This is a genomic window from Mesorhizobium sp. WSM4841 (assembly GCF_055811515.1).
In genome coordinates, this window is the sequence record NZ_JBVVQC010000021.1 from 26,866 (window position 1) to 50,213 (window position 23,348).

The 23,348-nt window shown below is 61.4% G+C and carries 22 protein-coding genes; 7 read left to right on the forward strand and 15 right to left on the reverse strand.

The genetic code is table 11. The features are described from left to right. Nucleotides 1-119: 119 nt before the first annotated feature. The 3 genes from AC0L14_RS22370 to AC0L14_RS22380 all read right to left on the reverse strand — a co-directional run bounded on the left by AC0L14_RS22370 (nt 120) and on the right by AC0L14_RS22380 (nt 1,752). A complete protein-coding gene (locus tag AC0L14_RS22370) occupies nt 120-476 on the reverse strand; it encodes a VOC family protein (protein ID WP_123151382.1) in 357 nt (118 codons plus the stop codon). A 29-nt stretch (nt 477-505) separates the two neighbouring features. Next, nucleotides 506-904: an SRPBCC family protein gene (locus AC0L14_RS22375; protein WP_123151380.1), complete on the reverse strand. Its 399-nt coding sequence runs from the start codon at nt 902-904 to the stop codon at nt 506-508. Nucleotides 905-972: 68 nt separating this feature from the next. After that, nucleotides 973-1,752, reverse strand: a complete 780-nt coding sequence (locus AC0L14_RS22380) for a DUF6597 domain-containing transcriptional factor (protein WP_473527973.1) — start codon at nt 1,750-1,752, stop codon at nt 973-975. A gap of 271 nt (nt 1,753-2,023) precedes the next feature. Between AC0L14_RS22380 and AC0L14_RS22385 the strand changes: the two genes are divergently transcribed. Both AC0L14_RS22385 and rimO read left to right on the forward strand, forming a co-directional pair. Then, nucleotides 2,024-2,710, forward strand: coding sequence for a TerC family protein (locus AC0L14_RS22385; protein ID WP_473527974.1), 687 nt, complete (start codon nt 2,024-2,026; stop codon nt 2,708-2,710). Nucleotides 2,711-2,858: 148 nt separating this feature from the next. After that, nucleotides 2,859-4,172 (forward strand): 30S ribosomal protein S12 methylthiotransferase RimO, encoded by a 1,314-nt coding sequence (rimO, locus tag AC0L14_RS22390; RefSeq protein ID WP_473487344.1) that lies wholly within the window; start codon nt 2,859-2,861, stop codon nt 4,170-4,172. Nucleotides 4,173-4,342: 170 nt separating this feature from the next. On the opposite strand, the gene AC0L14_RS22395 is transcribed toward rimO, so the two are convergent. From AC0L14_RS22395 to AC0L14_RS22430, 8 genes are all read right to left on the reverse strand, one after another. Beyond that, nucleotides 4,343-5,410: a BMP family ABC transporter substrate-binding protein gene (locus AC0L14_RS22395; protein WP_473750781.1), complete on the reverse strand. Its 1,068-nt coding sequence runs from the start codon at nt 5,408-5,410 to the stop codon at nt 4,343-4,345. A 51-nt stretch (nt 5,411-5,461) separates the two neighbouring features. Further along, the gene (locus tag AC0L14_RS22400; protein WP_029352466.1) at nt 5,462-6,382 is read right to left on the reverse strand and encodes an ABC transporter permease; all 921 of its coding nucleotides are present in this window, start codon (nt 6,380-6,382) and stop codon (nt 5,462-5,464) included. After that, the gene (locus AC0L14_RS22405) at nt 6,382-7,494 is read right to left on the reverse strand and encodes an ABC transporter permease (RefSeq protein WP_473750782.1); all 1,113 of its coding nucleotides are present in this window, start codon (nt 7,492-7,494) and stop codon (nt 6,382-6,384) included. The genes AC0L14_RS22400 and AC0L14_RS22405 overlap by 1 nt, the downstream gene beginning before the upstream one ends. Next, nucleotides 7,491-9,068: an ABC transporter ATP-binding protein gene (locus AC0L14_RS22410; protein ID WP_473527977.1), complete on the reverse strand. Its 1,578-nt coding sequence runs from the start codon at nt 9,066-9,068 to the stop codon at nt 7,491-7,493. Before AC0L14_RS22410 ends, AC0L14_RS22405 begins: the two co-directional genes overlap by 4 nt. A gap of 229 nt (nt 9,069-9,297) precedes the next feature. Next, complete coding sequence (locus AC0L14_RS22415; RefSeq protein WP_473750783.1) at nt 9,298-10,275, reverse strand: quinone oxidoreductase family protein; 978 nt, start codon at nt 10,273-10,275, stop codon at nt 9,298-9,300. 35 nt (nt 10,276-10,310) lie between these two features. Beyond that, entirely contained in the window at nt 10,311-11,078 is a 768-nt protein-coding gene (gene pcsA, locus AC0L14_RS22420) for a phosphatidylcholine synthase (protein WP_473750834.1), read from the reverse strand. Nucleotides 11,079-11,113: 35 nt separating this feature from the next. Continuing rightward, nucleotides 11,114-11,728 carry a DUF1326 domain-containing protein gene (locus AC0L14_RS22425; RefSeq protein WP_473750784.1) on the reverse strand — a complete coding sequence of 205 codons (615 nt, stop codon included), beginning with the start codon at nt 11,726-11,728 and terminating at the stop codon, nt 11,114-11,116. 12 nt (nt 11,729-11,740) lie between these two features. Continuing rightward, nucleotides 11,741-12,637: a DUF2182 domain-containing protein gene (locus AC0L14_RS22430; protein ID WP_473750785.1), complete on the reverse strand. Its 897-nt coding sequence runs from the start codon at nt 12,635-12,637 to the stop codon at nt 11,741-11,743. 104 nt (nt 12,638-12,741) lie between these two features. Here AC0L14_RS22430 and AC0L14_RS22435 point away from each other — a divergent pair, with 104 nt between their 5' ends. Together AC0L14_RS22435 and hspQ are read left to right on the forward strand one after the other, a co-directional pair. Next, complete coding sequence (locus AC0L14_RS22435) at nt 12,742-13,953, forward strand: UbiH/UbiF family hydroxylase (RefSeq protein WP_473527981.1); 1,212 nt, start codon at nt 12,742-12,744, stop codon at nt 13,951-13,953. Nucleotides 13,954-14,180: 227 nt separating this feature from the next. After that, nucleotides 14,181-14,504 (forward strand): heat shock protein HspQ, encoded by a 324-nt coding sequence (gene hspQ / locus AC0L14_RS22440; protein WP_473487406.1) that lies wholly within the window; start codon nt 14,181-14,183, stop codon nt 14,502-14,504. A 110-nt stretch (nt 14,505-14,614) separates the two neighbouring features. Here the strand turns inward: hspQ and AC0L14_RS22445 are convergent, their stop codons facing one another. Further along, nucleotides 14,615-15,244, reverse strand: a complete 630-nt coding sequence (locus AC0L14_RS22445; RefSeq protein WP_473487352.1) for an invasion associated locus B family protein — start codon at nt 15,242-15,244, stop codon at nt 14,615-14,617. A 231-nt stretch (nt 15,245-15,475) separates the two neighbouring features. Here AC0L14_RS22445 and AC0L14_RS22450 point away from each other — a divergent pair, with 231 nt between their 5' ends. The 3 genes from AC0L14_RS22450 to AC0L14_RS22460 all read left to right on the forward strand — a co-directional run bounded on the left by AC0L14_RS22450 (nt 15,476) and on the right by AC0L14_RS22460 (nt 20,387). Continuing rightward, nucleotides 15,476-17,296, forward strand: a complete 1,821-nt coding sequence (locus AC0L14_RS22450; RefSeq protein WP_473750786.1) for an extracellular solute-binding protein — start codon at nt 15,476-15,478, stop codon at nt 17,294-17,296. A gap of 23 nt (nt 17,297-17,319) precedes the next feature. Continuing rightward, nucleotides 17,320-18,000, forward strand: coding sequence for a DsbA family oxidoreductase (locus tag AC0L14_RS22455; protein WP_473527982.1), 681 nt, complete (start codon nt 17,320-17,322; stop codon nt 17,998-18,000). A gap of 500 nt (nt 18,001-18,500) precedes the next feature. Then, entirely contained in the window at nt 18,501-20,387 is a 1,887-nt protein-coding gene (locus AC0L14_RS22460; RefSeq protein WP_473750787.1) for an ABC transporter ATP-binding protein/permease, read from the forward strand. A gap of 60 nt (nt 20,388-20,447) precedes the next feature. Here AC0L14_RS22460 and gor read toward each other — a convergent pair whose 3' ends face one another. From gor to rpiA, 3 genes are all read right to left on the reverse strand, one after another. After that, the gene (gene gor / locus AC0L14_RS22465; protein ID WP_473487356.1) at nt 20,448-21,836 is read right to left on the reverse strand and encodes a glutathione-disulfide reductase; all 1,389 of its coding nucleotides are present in this window, start codon (nt 21,834-21,836) and stop codon (nt 20,448-20,450) included. 152 nt (nt 21,837-21,988) lie between these two features. Beyond that, nucleotides 21,989-22,564: a DUF2059 domain-containing protein gene (locus AC0L14_RS22470; RefSeq protein WP_473487357.1), complete on the reverse strand. Its 576-nt coding sequence runs from the start codon at nt 22,562-22,564 to the stop codon at nt 21,989-21,991. Beyond that, complete coding sequence (rpiA, locus tag AC0L14_RS22475) at nt 22,551-23,279, reverse strand: ribose-5-phosphate isomerase RpiA (protein ID WP_123151354.1); 729 nt, start codon at nt 23,277-23,279, stop codon at nt 22,551-22,553. Before rpiA ends, AC0L14_RS22470 begins: the two co-directional genes overlap by 14 nt. Nucleotides 23,280-23,348: the final 69 nt, after the last annotated feature.

The window sequence follows — 23,348 nt, forward strand, 5'->3', positions numbered from 1 at the left end:
GGCTCGCCGAGTCAGTGTTCAATATTCGCTGCTGGCGCTAGGAGCGGCATTAGTCCCGATGGCCCCGCCCAACCATTCGAAAGAGGCACCGGGCTCGGCTCGGCGCCCCCTCACCTTCTTCACTTATCCGACCACACCGCCAGCTCGTAGCCGTCCGGATCGGAAAAGTGGAAGCGGCGGCCGCCCGGGAAGGAATAGGCGGGCTTGACGATCTTCCCGCCGGCCTCCTCGACGCGGCGCTGGGTCTCGTCGAGCTTGTCGGCATAGAGGATCACCAGCGGCCCGCCTGCCGCCTTGCTCTGGCCACCGAGAGCGAAGCCGCCGGTCAGGCGGCCGTCGTTGAACTCGCAATAGCTCGGCCCATAGTCCTTGAAGGACCAGCCGAAGGCCTTGCCGTAGAAGCCGCGCGAACGCGCGATGTCGCCGACGGAAAACTCGACATAGTCGATGCGCTTGTCGTTGCTGGATTTGGCCATGATCTTCTCCTTTCGGGGTCTTTGGAAGGTCAGCGTTCGAGCATTGCCTTCAGGGTGTTGAGGTCGCGCTGCACCGCTTCGGCGTCGGCAGCAAATGTCTCCTCCGTCATGTCCGGCGTCCTCAAGAGCACGAACATGACCTCCGCGCCGGTCCCATTGGGAACCACGCGCACCGCATTGCGGGTTTCCTTGCCCTCGGCGAAGACGATGTGATCGAGGACACCGAGTTCGTTGGGCCGGGAGAAACGGATGCGGATGAGCCGGCCGTCGGGGTCCTCCGCAGTCCATTCTTCGCCCGATCTTTCGAAGCGCCTGCCGAGGCCTGCCGCCCAGCGCTGGAAATTCTCAGGGATGGAGGCGAAGTCATAGACTTCGCGCCAGTCCCGGTCGATGGACACGGTGATGATGCGGGATTTGTAGGTCGTCATATCTGCCTCCTTTCAACGAAGGCAGACTAGGCGGAGTTGGCGGTGGCGTATTGAACGAAACGGCCAGCTCAGGCGCCGAGCTGTCGCAGAACCGTCGCGGGCGAGAATCCCGACAGGCGCCGCACCTCGCGCGTGAGATGCGCCTGGTCGGAATAACCCGCCTCGAACGCAAGATCGGCTAGGCGCGGCTCGGCGGACTGCCGCGCCAGGTTCAGAAACCGCTGGAAGCGGAGAATGCGGTCGAGCGTCTTCGGGCCATAGCCGAAAGCCTCCTGGCAGCGGCGGCGAAGCGTTCGCGGGCTGACGTCGAGCCGGTCGAGGATCACCGCCATTCCCGGACCGGCGGATTCCGTTTTCAGCGCGTTGAAGGCAAATCCCATGTCCGGAGGCGGCGGCTCGACATCGGGCGCAAGCCTGGAGAGTGCCGCTTGCATCGCCCGCATCCGCTCCGCCGTGGAGGACGCATCGCCAATTCTCTGGGCGATTTCGCGCGCCAGCGCCCCCCAGAAGTGGCTGAGCGCCACCCGGCCGCCAACGATCTCCGACATCGGCAGGCCGAGCCACCGGCTTGCCGCACCCGGTCGGAAGCGGGTGCCGATCACGGTAGAGCCGGGTGTCAGCGCAGAGTGGGCAACCGCCACGTCGGGACCTGCTACGACCAGCTCGCCGTCGATCCAGGTGATGTCGACGCAGCCGTCGGGGACCACCGCCGACAAGCTCCCCGCGTCCGGGCGCAATGTATTGGACCAGACACACTGGAAATGCCCTTCGAGTGCGGCCGGAGGATCGAACTCGCGGTATTCTCCGATTGCCCCGGAAAGGACGGGTGTGTTGTCGTCAGACGTCACGAGCTCTCCTGTGAGGAACACTTTCGCAGGCATCGTACGCAGGCATCGTACTGTTCGGCCCCCGAAATCTATTGCGACGGCGGCCTGCTTCAACCCTATCCTCTGCTAGTGTATCTCAATCATCGCAGCTTTCACCGGCTGCCGGCGATTTCCACCCCGATCAGGCGGTTTGCCGGCCTTGTTCTCAAGCCGTCTCTTGACGCGCGGGAACCATACACGTTAGGGCGTCCGGGCACGAACGATTGGCGACCAAGCAAGGAAATTCCAACTGATGGAAATTTTTACCGCCGCCGGCCTCGCGGCCCTGTTCCAGGTCATCGCCATCGACCTTGTGCTTGCCGGCGACAATGCCATCGTCATCGGCCTTGCGGCGGCGGGCCTGCCGTCGGATCAGCGCAAGAAGGCGATTCTCGTCGGCATTGCGGCGGCCACCGTGCTTCGCATCTTCTTCGCTCTGATCACCCAGTGGCTCCTCACCATCGGCCCCATTCTCCTCATAGCCGGCGGCCTGCTGCTGCTTTGGGTGTGCTGGAAGATGTGGCGCGAGTTGCGTGTCAGCTACGAGCAGGAACATGACGCGACGGAATCGTTGTCAAATCTCGATTACGACAAGAATGGAACGATTGGCGGCAAGGGACCGCGCAAGACCTTCGCACAGGCAGCCTGGCAGATCGTCATTGCCGACGTTTCGATGTCTCTCGACAACGTCCTTGCAGTCGCCGGCGCGGCGATGGACCATCCGACGGTCCTGATCATCGGCTTGGCGCTGTCGATTGCGCTGATGGGCTTCGCCGCTTCGTTTGTCGCTCGCCTCCTGCATAAGTACCGCTGGATCGCCTATATCGGCCTGGTGATCATTTTCTACGTCGCCGTGAAGATGCTTTTGGATGGTGCTGTGCAGCAGTTCCCCGAACAGTTTGCGTTCCTGGCGCCCTGGTTCGGGCCGGGCGGTCATTGAAACCTTAGCAGTGCAGGTCCGCCCGAGGCGCCAAGCCGTTCCCGGTTTGCTTGATTGCGGAACTATGCTATTGCGCCGTGCAAATTGAGCATCGAGACTTCCGGGCCGGGCCTCAGGGTTTCCGGCCCGCGTCCATTGGAAACCGCACATGTCTGCCCCTCGCGTCAGTTTCGTCAGCCTTGGATGCCCCAAAGCCCTCGTGGATTCGGAGCGCATCATCACCCGCCTGCGCGCCGAGGGCTATGAGATCGCGCGCAAGCATGACGGCGCCGATCTGGTCGTCGTCAACACCTGCGGCTTTCTCGATTCGGCTCGCGATGAATCGCTCAATGCCATCGGCTCCGCCCTTTCGGAGAACGGCAGGGTCATCGTTACCGGCTGTCTCGGCGCCGAACCGGACGTCATCCGCGAAAAACATCCCAACGTTCTCGCCATCACCGGTCCGCAGGCTTACGAGAGTGTGATGGCTGCAGTGCATCAGGCCGCGCCCCCGAGCCACGATCCCTATGTCGATCTTTTGCCGCCGCAAGGCGTCAAGCTCACGCCGCGCCACTATGCCTATCTCAAGGTTTCGGAAGGCTGCAACAACCGCTGCACCTTCTGCATCATCCCGGCGCTGCGCGGCGATCTCGTCTCGCGGCCGGCGGCCGACGTGCTGCGTGAGGCCGAGAGACTGGCCAAGGCCGGAGTCAAGGAAATCCTGGTCATTTCGCAGGACACCAGCGCCTACGGCATCGACATCAAGTACCAGAGCAGCATGTTCGGCGATCGCGAAGTGCGGGCGAAATTCCTCGATCTGTCGGAGGAACTCGGCAAGCTCGGCGTCTGGGTACGCATGCACTACGTCTACCCCTACCCGCATGTCGCCGATGTCATCCCGCTGATGGCCGAAGGAAAGATCCTTCCCTATCTGGACATCCCGTTCCAGCACGCCTCGCCGCAGGTGCTGAAGAACATGCGCCGGCCCGCCCATGGCGAAAAGACGCTCGACCGCATTCGCGGCTGGCGCGAAATCTGTCCGGATCTCGCGATCCGCTCCACCTTCATCGTCGGCTTTCCCGGCGAGACGGACGACGATTTCGAGATGCTGCTCGACTGGCTGGACGAAGCCAAGATCGATCGCGCCGGCTGTTTCAAATACGAGCCGGTCAGGGGCGCCCGCTCCAATGATCTCGGCCTCGAACAGGTACCGCAGGGGATCAAGGAAGCGCGCTGGCACCGCTTCATGCAGCGCCAGCAGAAGATCTCGGCGACGCAGCTCGCCAGGAAGGTCGGCAAGCGCCTGCCAGTCCTGATCGACGAGGCCCATGGTACCTCGGCGAAGGGCCGAACCAAATACGACGCACCCGAAATCGACGGCTCGGTGCATATCCAGTCGCGGCGCCCGTTGCGCGCCGGCGACATCGTCACGGTCAAGATCGACCGCGCCGACGCCTACGATCTCTACGGCTCAGCGGTCTGACCGCAACTCGCTCTACGGCGCCGCGTGTCCTTTTGGACGCAAAAGGACGCCGCAGCACCTGATTTTTTGCGCATGACCCTTTCCGAAATCGATCCCGATTTCGGGCTCTTGCTAAACGAAAGGGCGCCGTGTGGCGCCCTTCTTTGTCAAGATTTTGGCCCCGCTTGCGCTTACTGCGGCAGCTTGTCGTCGACGCCCTTGATGTAGAAGTTCATGCCGAGCAGCGTGGCGTCGTCGGCGACTTCGCCGTCCTTCAGCCACGGCGTTCCGTCCTGCTTGGCAATCGGCCCGGTGAAAGGATTCCATCCGTCGATAATCTTCTTCTCGGTGGCTTCCGCCATCGCCTTCACGTCGTCGGACATGTTGGTGTAAGGGGCCATCTTAACGGCGCCGTCCTTGATGCCCAGCCAGACATTGCCGGGCTTCCAGGTGCCGTCGAGTGCAGCCTTCACCCGGCCGATATAATACGGCCCCCAATCGTCGACGATCGAGGTCAACTGTGCCTTGGGAGCGAACTTGATCATGTCCGAAGACTGGCCGAAGCCCTGCAGTGCGCGCTCTTCGGCGACTTGCAGGGGAGCGGTCGAGTCGGTGTGCTGGACGATGATGTCGGCGCCCTGGTCGAACAGAGCCTTGGCGGCATCGGCTTCCTTGCCCGGATCGAACCATGAATTGACCCAGACGATCTTCGCCTTGAAATCTGGCTTGATTGACTGGGCGCCGAGCATGAAGGAATTGATGCCCATCACCACCTCGGGAATCGGGAACGAAACGATGTAGCCGGCGACGCCCGACTTCGATTGCTTGGCGGCGATCTGGCCGAGGATGTAGCGGCCTTCGTAGAAACGTGCGTTGTAGATGCCGAGGTTTTCGGCCGTCTTGTAGCCGGTCGCGTGTTCGAACATCACGTCGGGGAACTTCTTGGCGACCTTTACTTCGGGGTCCATGAAGCCGAAGGACGTGCCGAAAATGATTTTGCATCCTTCGCGCGCCAGGCGCTCGAAGGCACGATCGGCATCGGGACCCTCGGAGACGTTCTCCAGATATGCGGTCTCGACCTTGTCGCCGAGTGCGTTCTCTACGTCCAGGCGGCCCTGGTCATGCTGGTACGAATAGCCGAAATCGCCGATCGGGCCGGTATAGACCCAACAGGCTTTCAGCTTTTCCTGTGCTTCGGCGGTCGCCGCCAGCGACAATGCTGCCGCCGCGGTCATCAGCGCAATAAGCAGTTTTTTCATCGTGTTACCTCTCTGAGTTAAGCCTTGGAGCTTCCCGTTTGTCTTTTATTGTCAACGATCCGGAACGAATGGCTGCCCCAAGGAAGCCGGTGTGTTCATCATCGTCAAACGCTTGTTGCGCGAGATTAGAACGAGAACCACGATGGTTGCCAGATAGGGTAACGAAGAAAGCAGTTGCGAGGGAACCGGAATGCCAAAAGCCTGTGCATGAAGCTGGCCGATCCATACCGCGCCGAAGATATAGGCGCCAGCCAGCACCCGCCATGGCCGCCATGATGCGAACACGACCAGCGCCAGCGCGATCCAGCCGCGCCCGGCGGTCATGTTCTCCACCCACTGCGGCGTATAGACCAGCGACAGGTGGCCTCCGGCAAGGCCTGCACAGGCGCCGCCGAAAATCACCGCCAGATAGCGGTAGCGGATGACCTGTATGCCAAGCGCATGGGCCGATGTGTGGCTGTCGCCGATCGAACGCAGCGTGAGCCCGGTGCGGGTTTTGAACAGGAACCACATGACGGCGGCGGTCAATGCGATCGAGATGTAGAAGATCGGGTCCTGGCCGAACAGCAACCTGCCGATGACGGGGATCGCTGTCAGGCCGGGAATGTCGAGGTTTGGCAGCCTCGCGCCGGGCTGGCCGACAAAGCTGGTGCCCATCATGCCGGAAAGTCCGAGGCCGAGCAATGTCAGCGACAGGCCGGTCGCCACCTGGTTGGTGGCCAGCGACAACGTCATGACAGCGAACAGCAGCGAAAACACCGCACCCAAGGCGATCGCCGCCAACAACCCGATCCACGGCGATCCGGTGAGATAGCCGGCGCCGAAACCGCCGACCGCCCCCATGATCATCATGCCTTCGACACCGAGATTGAGCACGCCGGAACGTTCGACCACCAACTCGCCGATTGCCGCGATCAGCAAAGGCGTCGCCGCGGTTGCGATGGTCAAAAGAATGTTGACGGTGATGTCCATCAGCGGGCCTCCTCCAGCTTCGGCGCGGATTCAAGCTTCGGCGCGGCAAAGCCGATCAGACGAATACGGTAGTGAATGAGGGTGTCGCAGCCGAGCACGAAGAACAGGAGCATGCCCTGGAACACGCGCGCCACCTTGTCGGAGATGCCGAGCGCGCTTTGCACTGCCTCGCCGCCGAGATAGGTCAGCGCCAGCACCAGGCCCGCCGCGACGATGCCTAGTGGATTGAGCCGGCCGAGGAACGCCACGATGATGGCGGCAAAGCCGTAGCCGGGTGAAATCACCGGCTGCAGTTGGCCGATGGCGCCGGAGACTTCCGAGATGCCGGCAAGTCCGGCCAGTGCACCCGACAGCATGAAGGCGAAGAACACCATCCGGTTGATACCGAAGCCGGCGAAGCGCCCTGCCCTGGGGCTTGAGCCGAGCACGCGAACCTCGAAGCCTTTCAGCATGCGGCTCATCAGGATCCATACCAGCACCGCCGCGACCAGCGCGAACACGAAACCCCAATTGGCACGGCCGGAGGACGGCATCAGTTCCGGCAATATGGCCGAGTCGTTGAACTGTATCGTCTGCGGGAAATTAAAACCCTTCGGATCGCGCCACGGCCCGCGCACCAGCCAGTCGAGGAACAGCTGCGCGACATAGACCAGCATCAGGCTGGTCAGGATCTCGTTGGTGTTGAAGCGCGTCTTGAGCAAGGCGGGAATGGCGGCGTAGGCGGCACCGCCGACCATGCCGAACAGCAGCATAAGCGGCAGCACCAGCGGCCCTTCAAACTGCGGAAACAGCACCGGAATGCTCGATCCGACGATGCCGCCCAGGATGAATTGGCCTTCCGCGCCGATATTCCAGATGTTGGCCCTGTAGCAAACCGACAGGCCGACCCCGATCAGGATGAGCGGTGCCGCCTTGATCGCCAGTTCGTGCAGCTGCCAGACCTGACTGACCGGCTCGAGGAAATAAATTTGGAACGCCTTCAAAGGATTGACGCCAAGCAGTGCGAACAGGATGGCGCCGGCGATGATCGTCAACACGAATGCAATGAAGGGCGACAGCGCCGAGAACAGCATCGAGCGCTGCGGCCGTTTGACGAGTTCGAGGCGCATCATGACGTCTCCAGAGCGTGTTCGGCGTGGCCTGGCTCGGCCCCGCCCATCAGCAGTCCTATCTTTTCGAACGTGGCCTCAGCGATCGGCAATGGCTTCGACAATTCGCCATTGTGCATCACCGCGATCGCGTCGGATATCTCGAACAATTCGTCGAGGTCCTGACTGATGACCAGCACTGCCGAGCCGCTGCGCGCCAATTCGATCAGCGTCTGGCGAATGTGGGCGGCGGCACCGGCGTCGACGCCCCATGTCGGCTGATTGACGACCATGACGCTTGGCCTGCGGTCGAGTTCGCGGCCGACAATGAATTTCTGCAGATTGCCGCCTGAAAGCGCTGCCGCCTCCGGGTCCAGGGCGCTCTTGCGCACATCCATCGCCTTGATGATGCGCTGGGCAGCGGCATAGATCGCATCGCTTTTGACCATTCCGCCGGCGCCGACAAACACCTTGCCGTCGGTGGCATGGCGCGACAGCAGCAGGTTTTCCGAAAGCTTCATGCGGGGTGCTGCACCGTGGCCGAGCCGCTCTTCCGGCACGAAGGCAGCGCCCATCAGCCGCCTGCCGGTGATGCTGAGGCCGCCGGCATCCTTGCCACGGATGCGCACCGAGGCGGCATCCTGCTGCCGCACCTCGCCGGAAACGGATTCGAAGAACTCGCCCTGGCCGTTGCCGGCAACGCCTGCAATGCCGATCACTTCGCCGGCGCGTACCGTCAGGTTGATGTTCCTGAGCGGGATCGAGAACGGCGTTGCCGGCCTGCGGCTGAGTGCACGGATTTCAAGCAGCGGCTGCGCGGTCTCAATACCCTGAACCGGCGCGCGCACCACGGCCTGAACGTCGTTGCCGACCATCATGCGTGCCAGCGATGCCGCAGTTTCCTTGCGCGGGTTGCAATGGCCAACCACCTTGCCGTGGCGCAGCACGGTGGCGCGGTCGCAGATGCGCTTGACCTCTTCCAGCCGGTGCGAAATGTAGAGGATGGACTTTCCTTCCGAGCGCAGCCGTTCGAGCGTCTCGAACAGCTTGTCGGCTTCCTGCGGCGTCAGCACCGAAGTCGGCTCGTCGAGAATGATGAGCTGCGGCGTCTGCAGAAGACAACGGATGATCTCGATACGCTGGCGCTCACCGACCGACAGATCGCCGACCAGCGACTGCGGGTCGAGCGGCAGGCCGTAGCTGTAGGAAAGCGCCCTCGCCTTCGCGGCGATCGTGCTGATCGGCGAACCGTCGTCCAATGACAACGCGATGTTTTCGGCCGCCGTCAGTGCCTCGAACAACGAAAAATGCTGGAACACCATGCCGATGCCGAGCTTCTTCGCAAAGCCGGGATTGGTGATCGTGACCGCCTGACCGTTCCAGAAAATCTCGCCCGAATTGGGCTCCAGTGTTCCGAACAGCATTTTGACGAGCGTCGACTTGCCGGCGCCGTTCTCGCCGAGCAATGCGTGGATTTCGCCTTTTGCGACGTTGAGATCGATATGGTCGCACGCTGTCAGCGTGCTGAACGTCTTGGTAAGGCCACGAACCTCAAGCAGGTCTGCGCCGTCCTGATTTGCACTCACAGTGCCTCCCATCTGGTTTGCCAGATATGTTCTGTGTTCCCGCAGGCATGGTATGCGCGGCCTGCTGTCATCGCAAAGCGGCACCCGTCTTGAAAGAGCTTCAAGAATTTCAGCGGAAACCTAACGCATCGGCCCGAAAATCGAAATCGATTTTCGGAAAGCACGATGCGTAGATTCAAACTGTTAGAGCGTGCTTTTGTGCGTCCAAGTGGACGCACGTCGCTTTAAGCGATAGCAAGGCTCAAGGGATAAGAATGGTTGTCCCGGTCGTCCTGCGGCCTTCAAGGTCGGAATGCGCCTTGCCGGCATCCTTGAGCGCGTAGCGCTGGTTGATCTTGATCTTGACCGCGCCGCTGAGCACGATTTCGAACAGCGCGGCGGCGGACGCCTCCAGATCTTCGCGCTTGGCATTGTAGACGAACAGCGTCGGACGGGTTGCGAACAGCGAACCTTTCTGGGCCAGCAACGACAAGCTGAACGGCGGGATCGGTCCTGACGATTGACCGAAGCTGGCGAACATGCCGAGCGGCTTCAGGCAGTCGAGCGAGGCCGGAAAGGTGTCGTTGCCCACCGAATCATAGACGACGTCGCATTTCCTGCCGCCGGTGATGGCGAGGACGCCGGCGACGAAGTCCTGCTCGCGGTAGTTGATGACATGGTCGAAGCCATGCGCCTTGGCGAGCTCGATCTTGTCGGTGGAGCTGGCGGTGCCGATCACGGTTGCGCCAAGGTGCTTGGCCCATTGGCCGAGGATCAGTCCGACACCGCCGGCCGCCGCGTGAAACAGGATCGTGTCGCCCGCCTTCACCTTAAAGGTACGGCGCAGCAGATACTCCGCCGTCATCCCTTTCAGCATCATGGCGGCCGCCTGCTCGTCGCTGATGCCGTTCGGCACCCTCACCACGCGGTCGGCGGCGATCACGCGCTGCTCGGCATAGGCGCCAGTCGTGACGGCATAGGCGATGCGGTCGCCCGGCTTCAGCCAGTCGATATCCGCGCCCACTTCCACCACCACCCCGGCCGCCTCGCTGCCGGGGATCAGCGGGAAACCGCCTGGCGGCGGATAAAGGCCGGAGCGATGATAGACGTCGATGAAATTGAGGCCGATCGCCGTATGCTTGACCAGGATTTGTCCCGAGCCGGGTTGGCCCGGATCAGCGTCCTCATAGATCAGAACCTCCGGACCGCCATTGGCGTGGATGCGTATTGCTTTGGACATTGATGAGGCTCTCTTGGGACCAGACTCTATTGGGATCAGGTTTTCTTGGCGCCGAGCGTTGGAAGGAGCTGCATGATACCGCCGATGCATGCGAGGTAAAGTCCGGTGACCGTGATGCCGATCTTGGTGAAGACACTGACCTGCTCGCCCAGGACGCCGATTTGGTCGTAGAAGGCGGCAAGAGCTGCCTGCGCCAGCGCCAGCGCTCCGAAAGCGCACCATAGCAGCGTCATCCCAAGGTTGATCGGGCGCAGCCGCACCACCCGCACCGGGTGGATGAAATTGATCGGCACGAAGGTCAGAATGCCGGCCACCACGACCACGGCGAAGGAAACCCATTGTCCCGGATCGATGACGAACAGCGTGAACACCACCATGTTCCAGACCACCGGAAACCCCTTGAAGAAGTTTTCCTTGGTCTTCATGCCGGTGTCGGCATAGTAGATCGCGCTCGATACGACGATGATCGCAGCCGACAGGAACGACAGGCCCTCACCCATGAAGCCGCGCTGGTAAAGCGCGAAGGCCGGTATCAGCACGTAGGTGACGTAGTCGATGATGTTGTCGAGGAGTTCGCCCGACCATGTCGGCAGGATTTCCTTGACCTCGAGTTTCCTGGCGATCGGCCCGTCGATGCCGTCGACGAACAGCGCCAGTCCCAGCCACCAGAACATCGCCGTCCAGCGCTGCTCGCTCGCCGCCACCAGCGACAGGAACGCCAGGAACGAGCCCGACGCGGTCAGCAGATGGACCGAAAACGCGCGCGCCTGCGGCCAGGTGACTTTCTTCTTCGGTCTCGGAATCCTGTCCGTGATTTTCCTGGCCGTTGTTTTTTTGCTCACGGGCCCCGCCAGTCCAGCTTGCAGATTTCGGCCGAGCGGCCGGCAAAATTCCAGTTGCGGCCGAAGGCCCGCATCTTGCTCTTGTCGGACCGGGCGACGATGATTTCCGGTGCGATCCAGTACTCTGAATTGCTGATCACCGTATCCTTGTCGCGGTCCTTGCCGACAATCGGCGTCACCGCCCCGTCAATGACCTTCGGAATCTGGAAAATCCGCGTCCTGTCGAGCGTCTCATAGGTGATCGGAGCTTGCTCGACGCCGAGGAACTTTCCGACCAGGATGGAGAGCAGCGAGGTGGTTCCGCCAGCCTTGCCGGTGAAAATCCTGGTCAGCGCCTTTACCGCGTAGACTGAGGCGCGCTTGTCGATGAACAGTCCGGCGGTCCAGTTGCCGCGGCTCATATAGCCGGGGATTTCCATGACCAGCCCAAGGTTGAGGCCGGACAGGTCGACCTCGCCGAAATGGCCGGCATCGATGCGGAACCCCGCCCAGGTCTGACAATAGCCCTCGGTCGGCGGATGACTGCCGAGAGACAGCACGCAAGGGCAAAAAACCGTGCAATTGCAGGAGAGCACCAGCTCTCCCTTCATTGCCCAGTCTTGATCCGCCATCGAATTCTCTCCCTATGCCGAGACTACTAGCAGGGCGGCTGCCCAGACAAGCAGTATCGCACCGGCGACCCGGGTTGGCAGCCTGCCCGCCGTCTGTTTTTCGATCAAGGTGAACAAGCCGATCAGCGCCATCCAGAACACGTTCATCACACCGACCGCGAACATCACCAGCATCAGCGCCCAGCAGCAGCCGAGGCACCAGACGCCCTGCTCCACGCCGAGCCGGAAAATGCGGCCGGGCTTCGCGCTCCAGTTCGAAAACAGGATCGAGAACGGGTTTTTGCATTTCGTCAGGCAGGCTTCCTTCAGGCCGCTGAACTGGTAGAGGCCGGCAACCAAAAGCGCGACTGCTCCGGTCGCTCCGACCACCGGATCGAGCATCTGCACAGGTGAGGCGAAGGCGTGGACGATGAGCGTCAGCGCCGCAAACACTGCCGACGCGGCCAACCACACGTTGAGATAACCGGCGACCAGGACCAGCGGATGGACGACCGGTTCGCCCTTGATCCGCGCCGTATCGGCAATCTCGCAATAGGTGCGGATCATCGGCGCCGCCGAGGGCAGCATGGTGGCGATCGCCATCAGGAACCACATGACGATGAGCGCTCCGGCCTGCGCGCTGACGCCTCCGTCGAGCGGCGCGGGTGCAAGACAAAGGGTGAAGAAGCGCTCGAGAAAATCCGGCAGCGGCAGCTGCGGCAGATATCTGAGCATCATGTCGCCGGGTGCATCGATGCCCGGAACCCGGCTTTCGGCGCCGCGAATCGCCATCGCGCCGAGAAGCAGCCAGGCCAGGAGGACGCCTGCGCCCAAAGTGATGTTCACCGCCAGTCGGGGATTGCGCGAGACGCTCGCCATGGCGCGGCCGACACGATCGAGATGGCTGAAATCATGGTCTTGGCCGATCATGGCAATCGAATGGGCCGAATCGCCGCGTTGATCAAGCCGTATGATCTGACCTATATGCTTATCAGGTCGGACCGACCGCCTCGCATCACAATCCGGAAGCGAACTTGGACCATCAGCAAACAGCACGGATATTGGTTGCCGGCAGTGGCCCGGCAGGGCTGATCGCAGCGCTTGGCTTCGCGGATGCCGGCTTTCCGGTGACGCTCGTCGGACCTGAGGCAAATGGCCAAGACGGCCGAACGACGGCTTTGATGAACCCAGCCCTGAAGATCCTCGAGCGGTTGGGCGTCCTTGATGAGGTGAGGTCCAAGGCCGCACCGCTGAAGGTTATGCGCATCGTCGATGCAACCAACCGGCTGATTCGCAGCCCGGTGGTCATTTTTCGCGCCAGCGAAATCGGCGAGGAGCAGTTCGGGCTGAATTTACCCAACAGCGCGCTCAATCCCGCACTTGCCGGGGCCGTAGCCGCGCATTCCGGCATCGAATGGCGAAAATCGATGGTGGCGACCTGGCGCCTCGACGCCGATCATGCCCATGCGATCCTGTCTGACGGCAGCGAGGTTGCAGCATCGCTGGCGGTCGCTGCCGACGGGCGTCTGTCGCCGGCCCGCGAGGCTGCCGGCATCTCGACATCCGCCCGGTCCTATCCGCAGGCGGCACTGGTTCTCAATTTCGGCCACCGCAGCGACCACGCTTTCACCTCGACCGAATTCCACACCGAGACCGGCCCGTTCACCCAGGTTCCCCTGCCCGGCAACCGGTCCAGCCTTGTCTGGGTGGTAGAACCGGAAACGGCGAAGGAACTCGTCGCGCTGGACGATGCGACACTTTCGATGCGGGTCGAACAGCGGATGCAATCAATGCTGGGCCGGGTGTCTGTCGAGCCGGGCCGGCAGATCTACGCGCTTTCGGGCGTGACGCCCCGATGCTTCGCGCGTAACCGGGTGGCACTTGTCGGCGAAGCCGCCCATGTGTTCCCGCCGATCGGCGCGCAAGGTCTCAATCTTGGTATCAGGGATATCGACGATCTTGTTGGGATTGCTTGCGAAAACAGAACCGATCCAGGTGCCGTCAAGGCACTCGCGGCTTACGATTTCAGGCGGCGGCCCGACATTCTGGCACGCAGCGGCGCGGTCAACCTTCTCAACAAGTCGCTGCTCTCGGACATGCTGCCGGCACAGATGGCGCGCAGCGCCGGCCTCGGCTTGCTCGGCGGCTTCGCGCCGCTTCGCGCCTTTTTCATGCGCGAGGGGCTGCGGCCCGGCAGTGGTTTTGCGGCGCTCGCCGGTGGCTTAAGGAAACAGGTCCGGCGGTAGCACGCCCCCGGGCGGGCTGGCCCGTAGCTTGACGTGGCGTCAAGCGCTTCGGCATTGATCAAGCACTTCGGCATTGAATTGATGCGGCGTCTGCGTCAAGGATGGCTAGGCATCAGCCATAAGTCGGGCTCGATTTTTTGAAGCGTAATGCGTAAATTCAAAGTCTTAGAGAGTCTTTGCGCATTCCAAGGACGCGGCACTCCTAGGACTTAGTGGTGAGTACGATGATGAAAACAGCCAAATTCTCGATCGGACAGGTGGTTCGCCACCGGCTGTTTCCGTTCCGCGGCATCATTTTCGATGTCGACCCGCAATTCGCCAACACCGACGAATGGTACGAGGCGATCCCCGCGGATGTGCGGCCGCGCAAGGACCAGCCCTTCTACCACTTGCTCGCCGAGAATTCGGAAACGGAATACATCGCCTATGTGTCTGAGCAGAACCTGCTCGAGGATCAGTCTGGCGAACCGGTGCGGCATCCGGAGATCGGCGAGATGTTCGACAAGAGGCCGGACGGGGGCTACGAGCCGAGACGCCAGTCAAGACATTGACCTGACGGGATTGGGGGCCTGATTGGGATCAAGAAATGGCCGGCCGCAACAAAAAAGCGGGGCATGCCCCCGCTTTTCTCTTGGCTTGAGAAATTGCCCCTGAGGGGCGATCAGTTGGCGCTCTTCGCCTTGTCCTGCTCTTCCTTGAGCTTCTTGGCGAAGTCCTGGTTGTTCTTGGCAACGAAATCCTGAAGCTTCTTCTGCCGATCCTCGATGTCCGACTGCTGCAGCGGCGGCCCGTCGAAGGCGCCGCTGAAGCCGGTCAGCGCGATCTTGATCGGGTTCGGCTGGTTCTGGAAATTGACCGAGGTCAGCGTCAGGTTCGAACCCTTCTTGAAGGAGGCGACGAGCTGGTCGGTCAGTGGCACTTCCGCCACGCAGCGGTCGGGGAAGCAGATCACATAATCGAGCTTCTGCGCCTTCCCGGTATCGATTTGAAGGCCAATGCCGGGAGGAACCAGACGACCGGTCGGAACCGTCACCTGGAACACCTTGCGGTTTATCTTGCCCTTCAATTCGATCAGGCTGACGCCGGTGACGAGCTGGCCGTTACCGGCAGTGGTGATGTTCTGGACATTGCAGATGTCGACGTCTTCCTGCTTGGTGCAGGCTTTGAACCAACCCTGCGGAATCTGCTGTTGCTGCTGCGCAAGAGCTGCTGGAAGTTGTGCGCCCAGAAAGCCGACCACGCCGGCGGCCAGGACCGACAGGCGGTACGCGTTGCTGTTCAGGCTCGTCATATCGTGAACTTCCTCTCAAATGATCCCAAGACCGGCTTCTTCGCGCCGTGTGGTCCAGCTACCTGTTGCCGAAATGAGGCAACAGAATGACTCGGACGGCGTGTTACACCGCTAGCGGTGCCGAATCCAGCCCGATACTCGCAATTCTTGAACGCGCGATTGACCGGGAGGCGGCCGGCTCATGCTAGGGTGCGCTCCGAATCATCAAGCCGACCCAGTAAGGAGACGGTCATGGGCCGCGTTCTTGTTTGGCTGATCGCCGCGATCTCTTTTATCACACTTTCGCTTCAGCCAGCTGTATCGGAGCCGAAACACGCGATCGCCATGCAAGGCGAGCCGGCGCTGCCGGCCGACTATACGCATTTCAACTACGTCAATCCCGATGCGCCGAAGGGCGGCAGCATCACCTATTGCGTCGTCGGCAGCTTCGACAATCTCAACCCATTCATCCTGAAAAGCCTGCGCACGACGGCACGCGGCATGATCGATAGGATCTTCGGCAATCTCGTCTTCGAGCCGTTGATGCAGCGCAATGACGATGAAGCCTTCAGTCTTTATGGCCTGCTTGCCGACACTGCCGATATGGATCCAGAGCGCAAGAGCATCGAATTCCATCTCGATCCGAGGGCCAAGTGGTCTGATGGCCAACCGATGACTGCGGAAGACGTGCTGTTCACTTACGACGTCTTTACCGAGAAAGGCCGGCCACCCTACAGCGCCCGTATGAGCATGGTCGCCAGACTCGAAAAAATCGGCGACCACAGCGTGCGCTTTACATTCAATGACAAGGCCAACCGCGAGACTCCGTTGGTTATCGCGATGACGCCAATCGTACCGAAGCACGCTTTCGACAAGGAGACCTTCGACAGGACCACGCTGAAACCTGTGATCGGCAGCGGCCCGTACACCGTGGCGCACGTGGCGCCTGGCCAGCGCATCGTGTTCAAGCGCAACCCAAATTATTGGGGCAAGGACATCCCCGCCAAGCGCGGTTTCGACAATTACGACCAGATCACCATAGAATATTTCCTCAATGCCAACGCCAAGCTGGAAGCTTTCAAGAAAGGCATCTGCGCCATCGATGACGACAGCGATCCGGTCAAGCGCGAGCGCGATCTCGACTTCCCGGCCTTCCACAAGGGCGGCGTGATCGCCGAAACGTTCGACACCGGCATCCCGCCAGTGGTGACGGGGTTCCTGTTCAACACACGGCTGCAGAAGTTTTCCAATCCGGTCGTTCGACGCACGCTCGGCATGCTCTACGACTTCGAATGGGCCAACAAGAACTTGTTTGGCGGCAAGTACATGCGCACCATGAGCTATTGGCAGAATTCCGAGCTTTCCGCGCTCGGCCATCCGGCCGACGACAGGGAAAAGGCGCTTCTGGCACCCTACCCGGGTCGTGTGCCAGCCGATGTCATGGACGGCACCTGGCGGCCACCCGTCACCGACGGCTCGGGCCAGGACCGCAAGGTGCTGAAAGCTGCCTTCGACATATTGAAGGGCGCGGCCTATACCTTGCAGGATGGAGTGATGCTCGATCCCGAGGGGAAACCCTTCGGCTTCGAGATCCTGACCGCCTCTCAGAACGAGGAGCGCCTTGCCGCCATCTACCAGCGCACGCTGGCGAAGATCGGCATCGCTGTCACCATCCGCAGCCTTGACGGCGACCAAATCCAGTCGCGCAAGCAACGTTTCGATTTCGATGTGCTGATCGGCACCAGCGGCTTCGAGAACTCGCTGTCGCCGGGCATCGAGCAGCTCGGGCGCTGGGGATCAGCTGCCGCCAATGCCGAAGGGTCATTCAACCTTGCCGGCGTCGCCGATCCGGCGATAGATGCCGCACTAGAGGCGATGCTCGACGCCCGCAGCCGCGAAGATTATGTTGCCGCCGTCCGGGTCCTCGACAGGTTGTTGATCTCCGGCCACTACATGGTTCCGATGCAGCACAACACGCAGCAATGGCTCGCCTACTGGAGCTATCTGGAACATCCGCAAAAGACCCCCATATCCGGCTATCGACTGCCGACATGGTGGCGCAAGCCGAAGTGACCTCTTCGGAACAGGAGATCAAGATGAGCGACGAGAAGTCGATTACCGTCGATGTGGTCTCCGACGTCGTCTGTCCGTGGTGCTTCATCGGCCAGAAGCGACTCGACAAGGCGATCGCCGCGGCAAGCGATGTCGACGTGCACATACGCTGGCGGCCGTTCCAGCTCGACCCGACCATCCCGCCCGAAGGCAAGGATCGCCGCGAATACATGGTGGCCAAGTTCGGCAGCGACGAACGCGTCCGCGAGATCCACGCCCGCATCGAGCCACTGGGCGAAGCCGAGGGGATCAACTTCGCCTTCGCCGCCATCAAGGTCGCGCCCAACACGCTGGACGCTCACCGCGTCATCCGCTGGGCTGGCGCCGCCGGCGAGGTCATGCAGAACCGGCTCGTGCGGCGTCTGTTCCAGTTGAATTTCGAGGAAGGCGCCAATCTCGGCGACCATGTCGTACTGATCAACGCTGCCCGCGAGGCCGGTATGGATGCGTCCGTGGTCGAGACGCTTTTGCCGACGGACGCCGATGTCGAGGCGGTGCGCACCGAAATCGCCACTGCTTCGCGCATGGGTATCACGGGCGTGCCGTGCTTCCTGCTTGAGGGCAAGTATGCGGTGATGGGCGCGCAAGACGTTGACACGCTCACCGACGCCATTCGCCAGGTCGCGGCGGCAAAGGCGCGGGGCGAGTTGGAGAAAGCGAACTGATAGACGCCATTCCATAGGCGCGTTTGGCGACATCGCCACAGCAGCCAACGCCCTCCGGTCACTTTCCGGCTGCCGCCAGGTCGATATGGCAACAAGGATGACGACTCGTCTTTGCGTCCGTTCGTCTTCCGCGACATAAAAATCGGCTGATCGACCACGCTCTTGCTTAACAAAACTGTGCAAAAAGCTTTCCCTTGGGGAAGGTGCTGGCGCCCGCCTGCATGAACCAACAACTCATTGAAATTATAGAGATAATCTGCTTCGAGAACGACATCGCATGGCGTTGCCGCTGTTGCTTAATGGCAACGGCTAGGGGTTCAATCCTCCACAGACCGAGAAAAGATAATGGAAAATGATCAATTGGTGTTACTGTCTGTAACAAAACTAAAAGAGGTTTGGGCGGGATTGTGATTCGGGTCGGTAGACCAGAGCGACATTCAATATCGAAAAAATGGCTCCGCGGTGCCGCAAGGCCGCCGCTCCTGACATCGGTTTCCTCGATGCGCAGCTTCTGGGGACTGATGCGGGCCTACTGGTTCTCGGACCGCTGGGTGGAGGCTTGGACGCTGACGCTGGTCATCGCGCTGTTTACCGCGCTCTCCAGCAAAGCCGGCGTCTGGTTCGCCGAAGCATCCGGGGAACTGGTCAACTCGATCGCCTTTTACCACGATGCCGCGAACACCACGCCGCTCGCATCGCTGCTCACCAATGCCGGCATGCTCATCCTTCTGGTCGTGCTCAAGGACGCGGGCTTTACCGGCATCCGCACCTTTGTTTCCGCAACGCTGCATCGCAAATGGCGCGGTTGGCTGGACAGCCGTTTCAACGAAGCGCTTCTCGACACCAATCACACGCACTTCCATGCCCAGCATGGTTCCTCCGGCACTGCTGCTCCCGACAACATCGACCAGCGCGTCCAGGAATCGATCAAGGACATGACCGGCGGAGCCATCGGCCTCGCCATGGGGGTCATGGCTGTCGCCACATCGCTTTATTTCGTCGGCCGGAAACTGCTTGAAACCTCGGCGGAGGTGAAAGGGCTGGAGTTCCTCGGCAGCTATGGCAGCGCGGTCCTGGCTTTCCTGGCGGTCGCCATATACGTGCCGCTGAACACCTGGATCGCGGTGAAGCTCGGCAGACTGCTGGAGCGGCTCAACATCCGGATGCAGCAGTCCGAAGGCAGTTATCGCGGCGAGTTGACGACGTTCCTGCGTCGCAGTTTCCACGTCGCCGCCTCACAGGGCGAGAATGTGCAAAAGACGATGCACGACCGGCTTTATGTCGACATCGACCGCACCTGGGCAAGGCTGAACATCGTCAACACCGGCTACCGTTCTTTCGAGCTGGTCTACAATTTCATCGGCGCCCGCATTGTCGCCTACGGGCCGGGCCTCGTCCCCTACATCCACAACCGTTTCGATCTCAAGGGCTACATAACCGGCTCCGAGATGGTCAACTCGCTGATCAGTCAGTGTTCGTGGTTCATCCATGTCATGCCTTCCATTGCGGCTCTGCGGGCCAACAGCCAACGCGTGACCGAACTCGCCAACGCGATCGAAAACGTCCAGCACCCGCAGGAATTCTACAGTCTCACCGGCTGCTCCGATTTCCGCTATGATCGCCAGAACCCGGTTTTCGGCTTGACCATCCAGAAGCTCGAGCTGACCCATCAGGGCGAGGACGCCACGCCGTTCCTGAGTGCTGCGAATTTGCGCTTCCGACGCGGTGAGTGGACGTTCCTGAAGGGCGAGTCGGGTTGCGGCAAGACATCGCTGATCAAGGCAATCAACGGCTTGTGGCCCTATGGCCGCGGTACCATCGTCTTCCCGGAAGGGGTCGAAAGTTTCTATGCCGCCCAGGAGGTCAAGCTGCAGCAGGTCTCGCTGAAGCAACTGGTCTGCCTGCCCGGCTCAGAGCGCGATTACGCCGACACGCAGGTTGCATCGGCTTTGCACAGAGCGGGCCTTGGCGATTTTATCGAACACATGGCCGATGAAAGCCGCGAGGGCATGAACTGGGATCAGGTGCTTTCGGGCGGCCAGAAACAGAAGCTGGTTGTCGCTCGTATCGTGCTGCAGCAGCCCGGGCTGCTGTTCCTTGACGAAGCGACCGGCGCGCTCGACCCCGAAGGGAAGATCGCCTTCCATCAGGCGATCAAGGACAATTGTCCAGACGTCACGGTGATCTCGATCATGCACGAGGCCGTGCCGCCAAGGTCGCTTTCAGGCGCCGAATTCTACCACAGCATCGTTGCCATCGCGGACGGCGTCGCGACCAAAAAGCCGCTGGCGCCGAGCCTGCCGGTCGAGCTCACCACCATCCTCGAGCACCCAAGGCCGGTCGAGGAAAGATGGCTGCGCTTCCCTCGCCGCATGAGGCAGAAATAGCGGCGACACAACATCGCTGCCCAGTGTCGGCGGCTGTTCCGTCCGGGCGAAAGCAAAACGTCAGACGCGCTCGCCGTCCTTCACCCGGTAGGTCGGCTTGTACATGGTGACGAGTTCTTCCGCTGCGGTCGGATGCACGGCCATCGTGCGATCGAAATCATCCTTGGTCAGCCCCGCCTTCAGCGGAATGCCGAGAAGCTGCGCCATCTCGCCGGCATCCGGCCCAAGGATATGGGCGCCGAGCACTTTTTTCGAGGCGCCGTCGACCACCAGCTTCATCAGCATTTTTTCGTCGCGGCCCGACAGCGTGTGCCGCATCGGCCGGAAGGTGGCGCGGTAGATCTCAATATCGGAAAAACGTTTTATCGCCTCGTCTTCCGACAGGCCGACCGTGCCGATCTCGGGCTGCGAAAAGACCGCGGTGGCGATTGTATCATGGTCGGGCGCGGTCGGGTTGCCCTTGAAGGCGGTCTCGATGAAGCACATCGCCTCGTGGATCGCCACCGGCGTCAATTGCATGCGGTTGGTGACGTCGCCGATCGCCCAGATGTTGTCGATGTTGGTGCGCGAATATTGGTCGACATTGATAGCGCCGGTCTTGGTCATCTCGATGCCGACGCCCTCAAGACCCATGTTTTCGGTATTGGGAAGACGCCCGATGGCGAGCATGACCTGATCGACCGTCAGTATCTTGCCGCCGGTGACGACAGCATCGAGGCGACCGTCCGGGCGCTTCCTGATCCATTCGGATACGGCATGGCAGAGGATTTTTATCCCCTTCTTTTCCATCGTCTCGTGCAGCATGCGCCTGAGATCCATATCGAAGCGCGAGAGAATCTCCTTGCCGCGATAGACCAGCGTTGTGTCGACGCCGAGGCCGTGAAAGATGTTGGCGAATTCGACGGCAATATAGCCGCCGCCCTCGATCATGATCGCGTTCGGTAATTCCTTGAGGTCGAAGGCCTCGTTGGAAAAGATGCAGTGCTCGTGGCCGGGCAGAGCCGGGTGCGGCGCTGGGCGGCCGCCGGTGGCGATGAGAATCTGGTCGGCGGTGACGGTGCGGTCGTCGCCGAGAAGATGCACCACATGCGGATCGACCAGCATGGCGCGCGACTGAAACGTCTCGCCGCCGGCACCTTGGACATTCTTCCTGTAGATGGCTTCCAGCCGGCTGATCTCGCGATCCTTGTTGGCAACCAATGTCTGCCAGTCGAAGCTCGCCTGCGGCACGGTCCAGCCATAACCTGCGGCGTCGGCAAAATGTTCGGGAAATTGCGAGGCATAGACATAGAGCTTCTTCGGCACGCAGCCGCGAATGACGCAGGTGCCGCCAAAACGGTATTCCTCGGCAATGCCGACGCGCTTGCCGAGTGCCGCCGCCATGCGCGCCGCCCTCACCCCGCCGGAGCCGCCGCCGATGACGAAAAGATCGTAGTCGTAACCGGCCATGGTGCGGCTCCTTGCCCTTCAAAATGTTTGAGACAGGTAGGCTGCAAACCACCGAAAGAAAAGCCCGGACCACCACGCTGCGCATGCTGTCGGACGCGCAACGGACGCCGGGCTTTCCGGTCCAGCAGCGATAACGCCGCCGGGAAATATGCTCAGTTCTTCGGTGCTTCCGGCTCCGTACCAGCCGCAGGAGCCGCGGCGTTCGCCGGTGCGGCCGGCGCGGCGGCCTTCGCTGCCGCGGCCAGCGTTTCGCCGACCTGCTGGGCGAGATCGCGAGCGACGCCGTTCTGCCAGATGTCGGCCGCCTTGAGCAGGTCACGTGTCACGGCCGGGCCGCTGTCGAGCAGCTTCTTGCCGGAATCGGAATTGTAGAAAGCGGCGATTTCGGTAAGCTCTTTTTCGGAAAATACCTTGGCGTAGGCCATGGCTGCTTCCTTCTCCAGATCGGCGCGGCGCGAGGCCAGCGCCAGAGCCTTTTCGCTAACCGTTCTGCCGATCAGCTCCTGCATGTCCGGGTTCTTTTGGATAAGCTGCTGCTGAAGCGCGGCGGCGGCTTGCGGCAGGATGTTGTCGAACGGGTCCGTCGCGTGGATCGCCGCGACGGCGGCGCGGGCCGCCTTCAGATGCCCGTCGGTGACGTCCTGCGAGAACGCCGGCGATGAAAACGCAAAGACGGCTGAAGCTGCCAGAATGGCAGAAAAACGGCGAACCCGGTTATGCAACGTCATGATCGATAGAACTCCCTGGTTTTCGGGCGGCATGGACGGTTTGGATGCCGTCGCCGGCTATGATGGCCGCTGATGCCAGCCCGATGAAAAGACCATGCTCGACCACGCCCGGAATGGCATGGAGAGCATTCGAAAGCGCTCTTGTATCCGGAATGCGGCCAAAAGATGCATCGAGGATAAAGTGGCCGCCGTCTGTAACAAAAGGCTGCCCCCCCGTCATCCTCAATGTGACGGGACCGGAAAGGCCGAGCCTTTCGGCCGCCGCGGCGACCGCGATTTCCGTGGCACGCAGGCCGAACGGGTTGACCTCGATGGGCAGTGGAAAACGGCCGAGCGTCTCGACCATCTTCGAACGGTCGGCAATGACGATCATCCGAGCGGAAGCCGCCGCTACGATCTTTTCGCGTAGCAGCGCACCGCCGCCGCCCTTGATCAATGTCAGCGCCGGATCGATCTCGTCGGCGCCATCGATGGTAAGGTCGAGTTCGGGCGTTTTTTCCAGCGTCGACAGCGGCACGCCAAGCTCGCCGCAAAGGATGGCGGTGCGCTCCGAGGTCGGCACGCCGATAATGGTGAGGCCGGTGGCGACCTTTTCGGCGAGCAGGCGGACGAACTCTTCGGCCGTCGAGCCGGTGCCGATGCCGAGCCGCATGCCGTCGCTCACATGGGCGAGCGCTGCCCGTGCGGCTTCGACCTTCAATTGTCTCGCATCCATGTCGCGCCCCAAAATTTGTATCGGCGCTCCTAGCATCTTTGCCCGTCCGGTCAAAGACTTTGCCCTGTG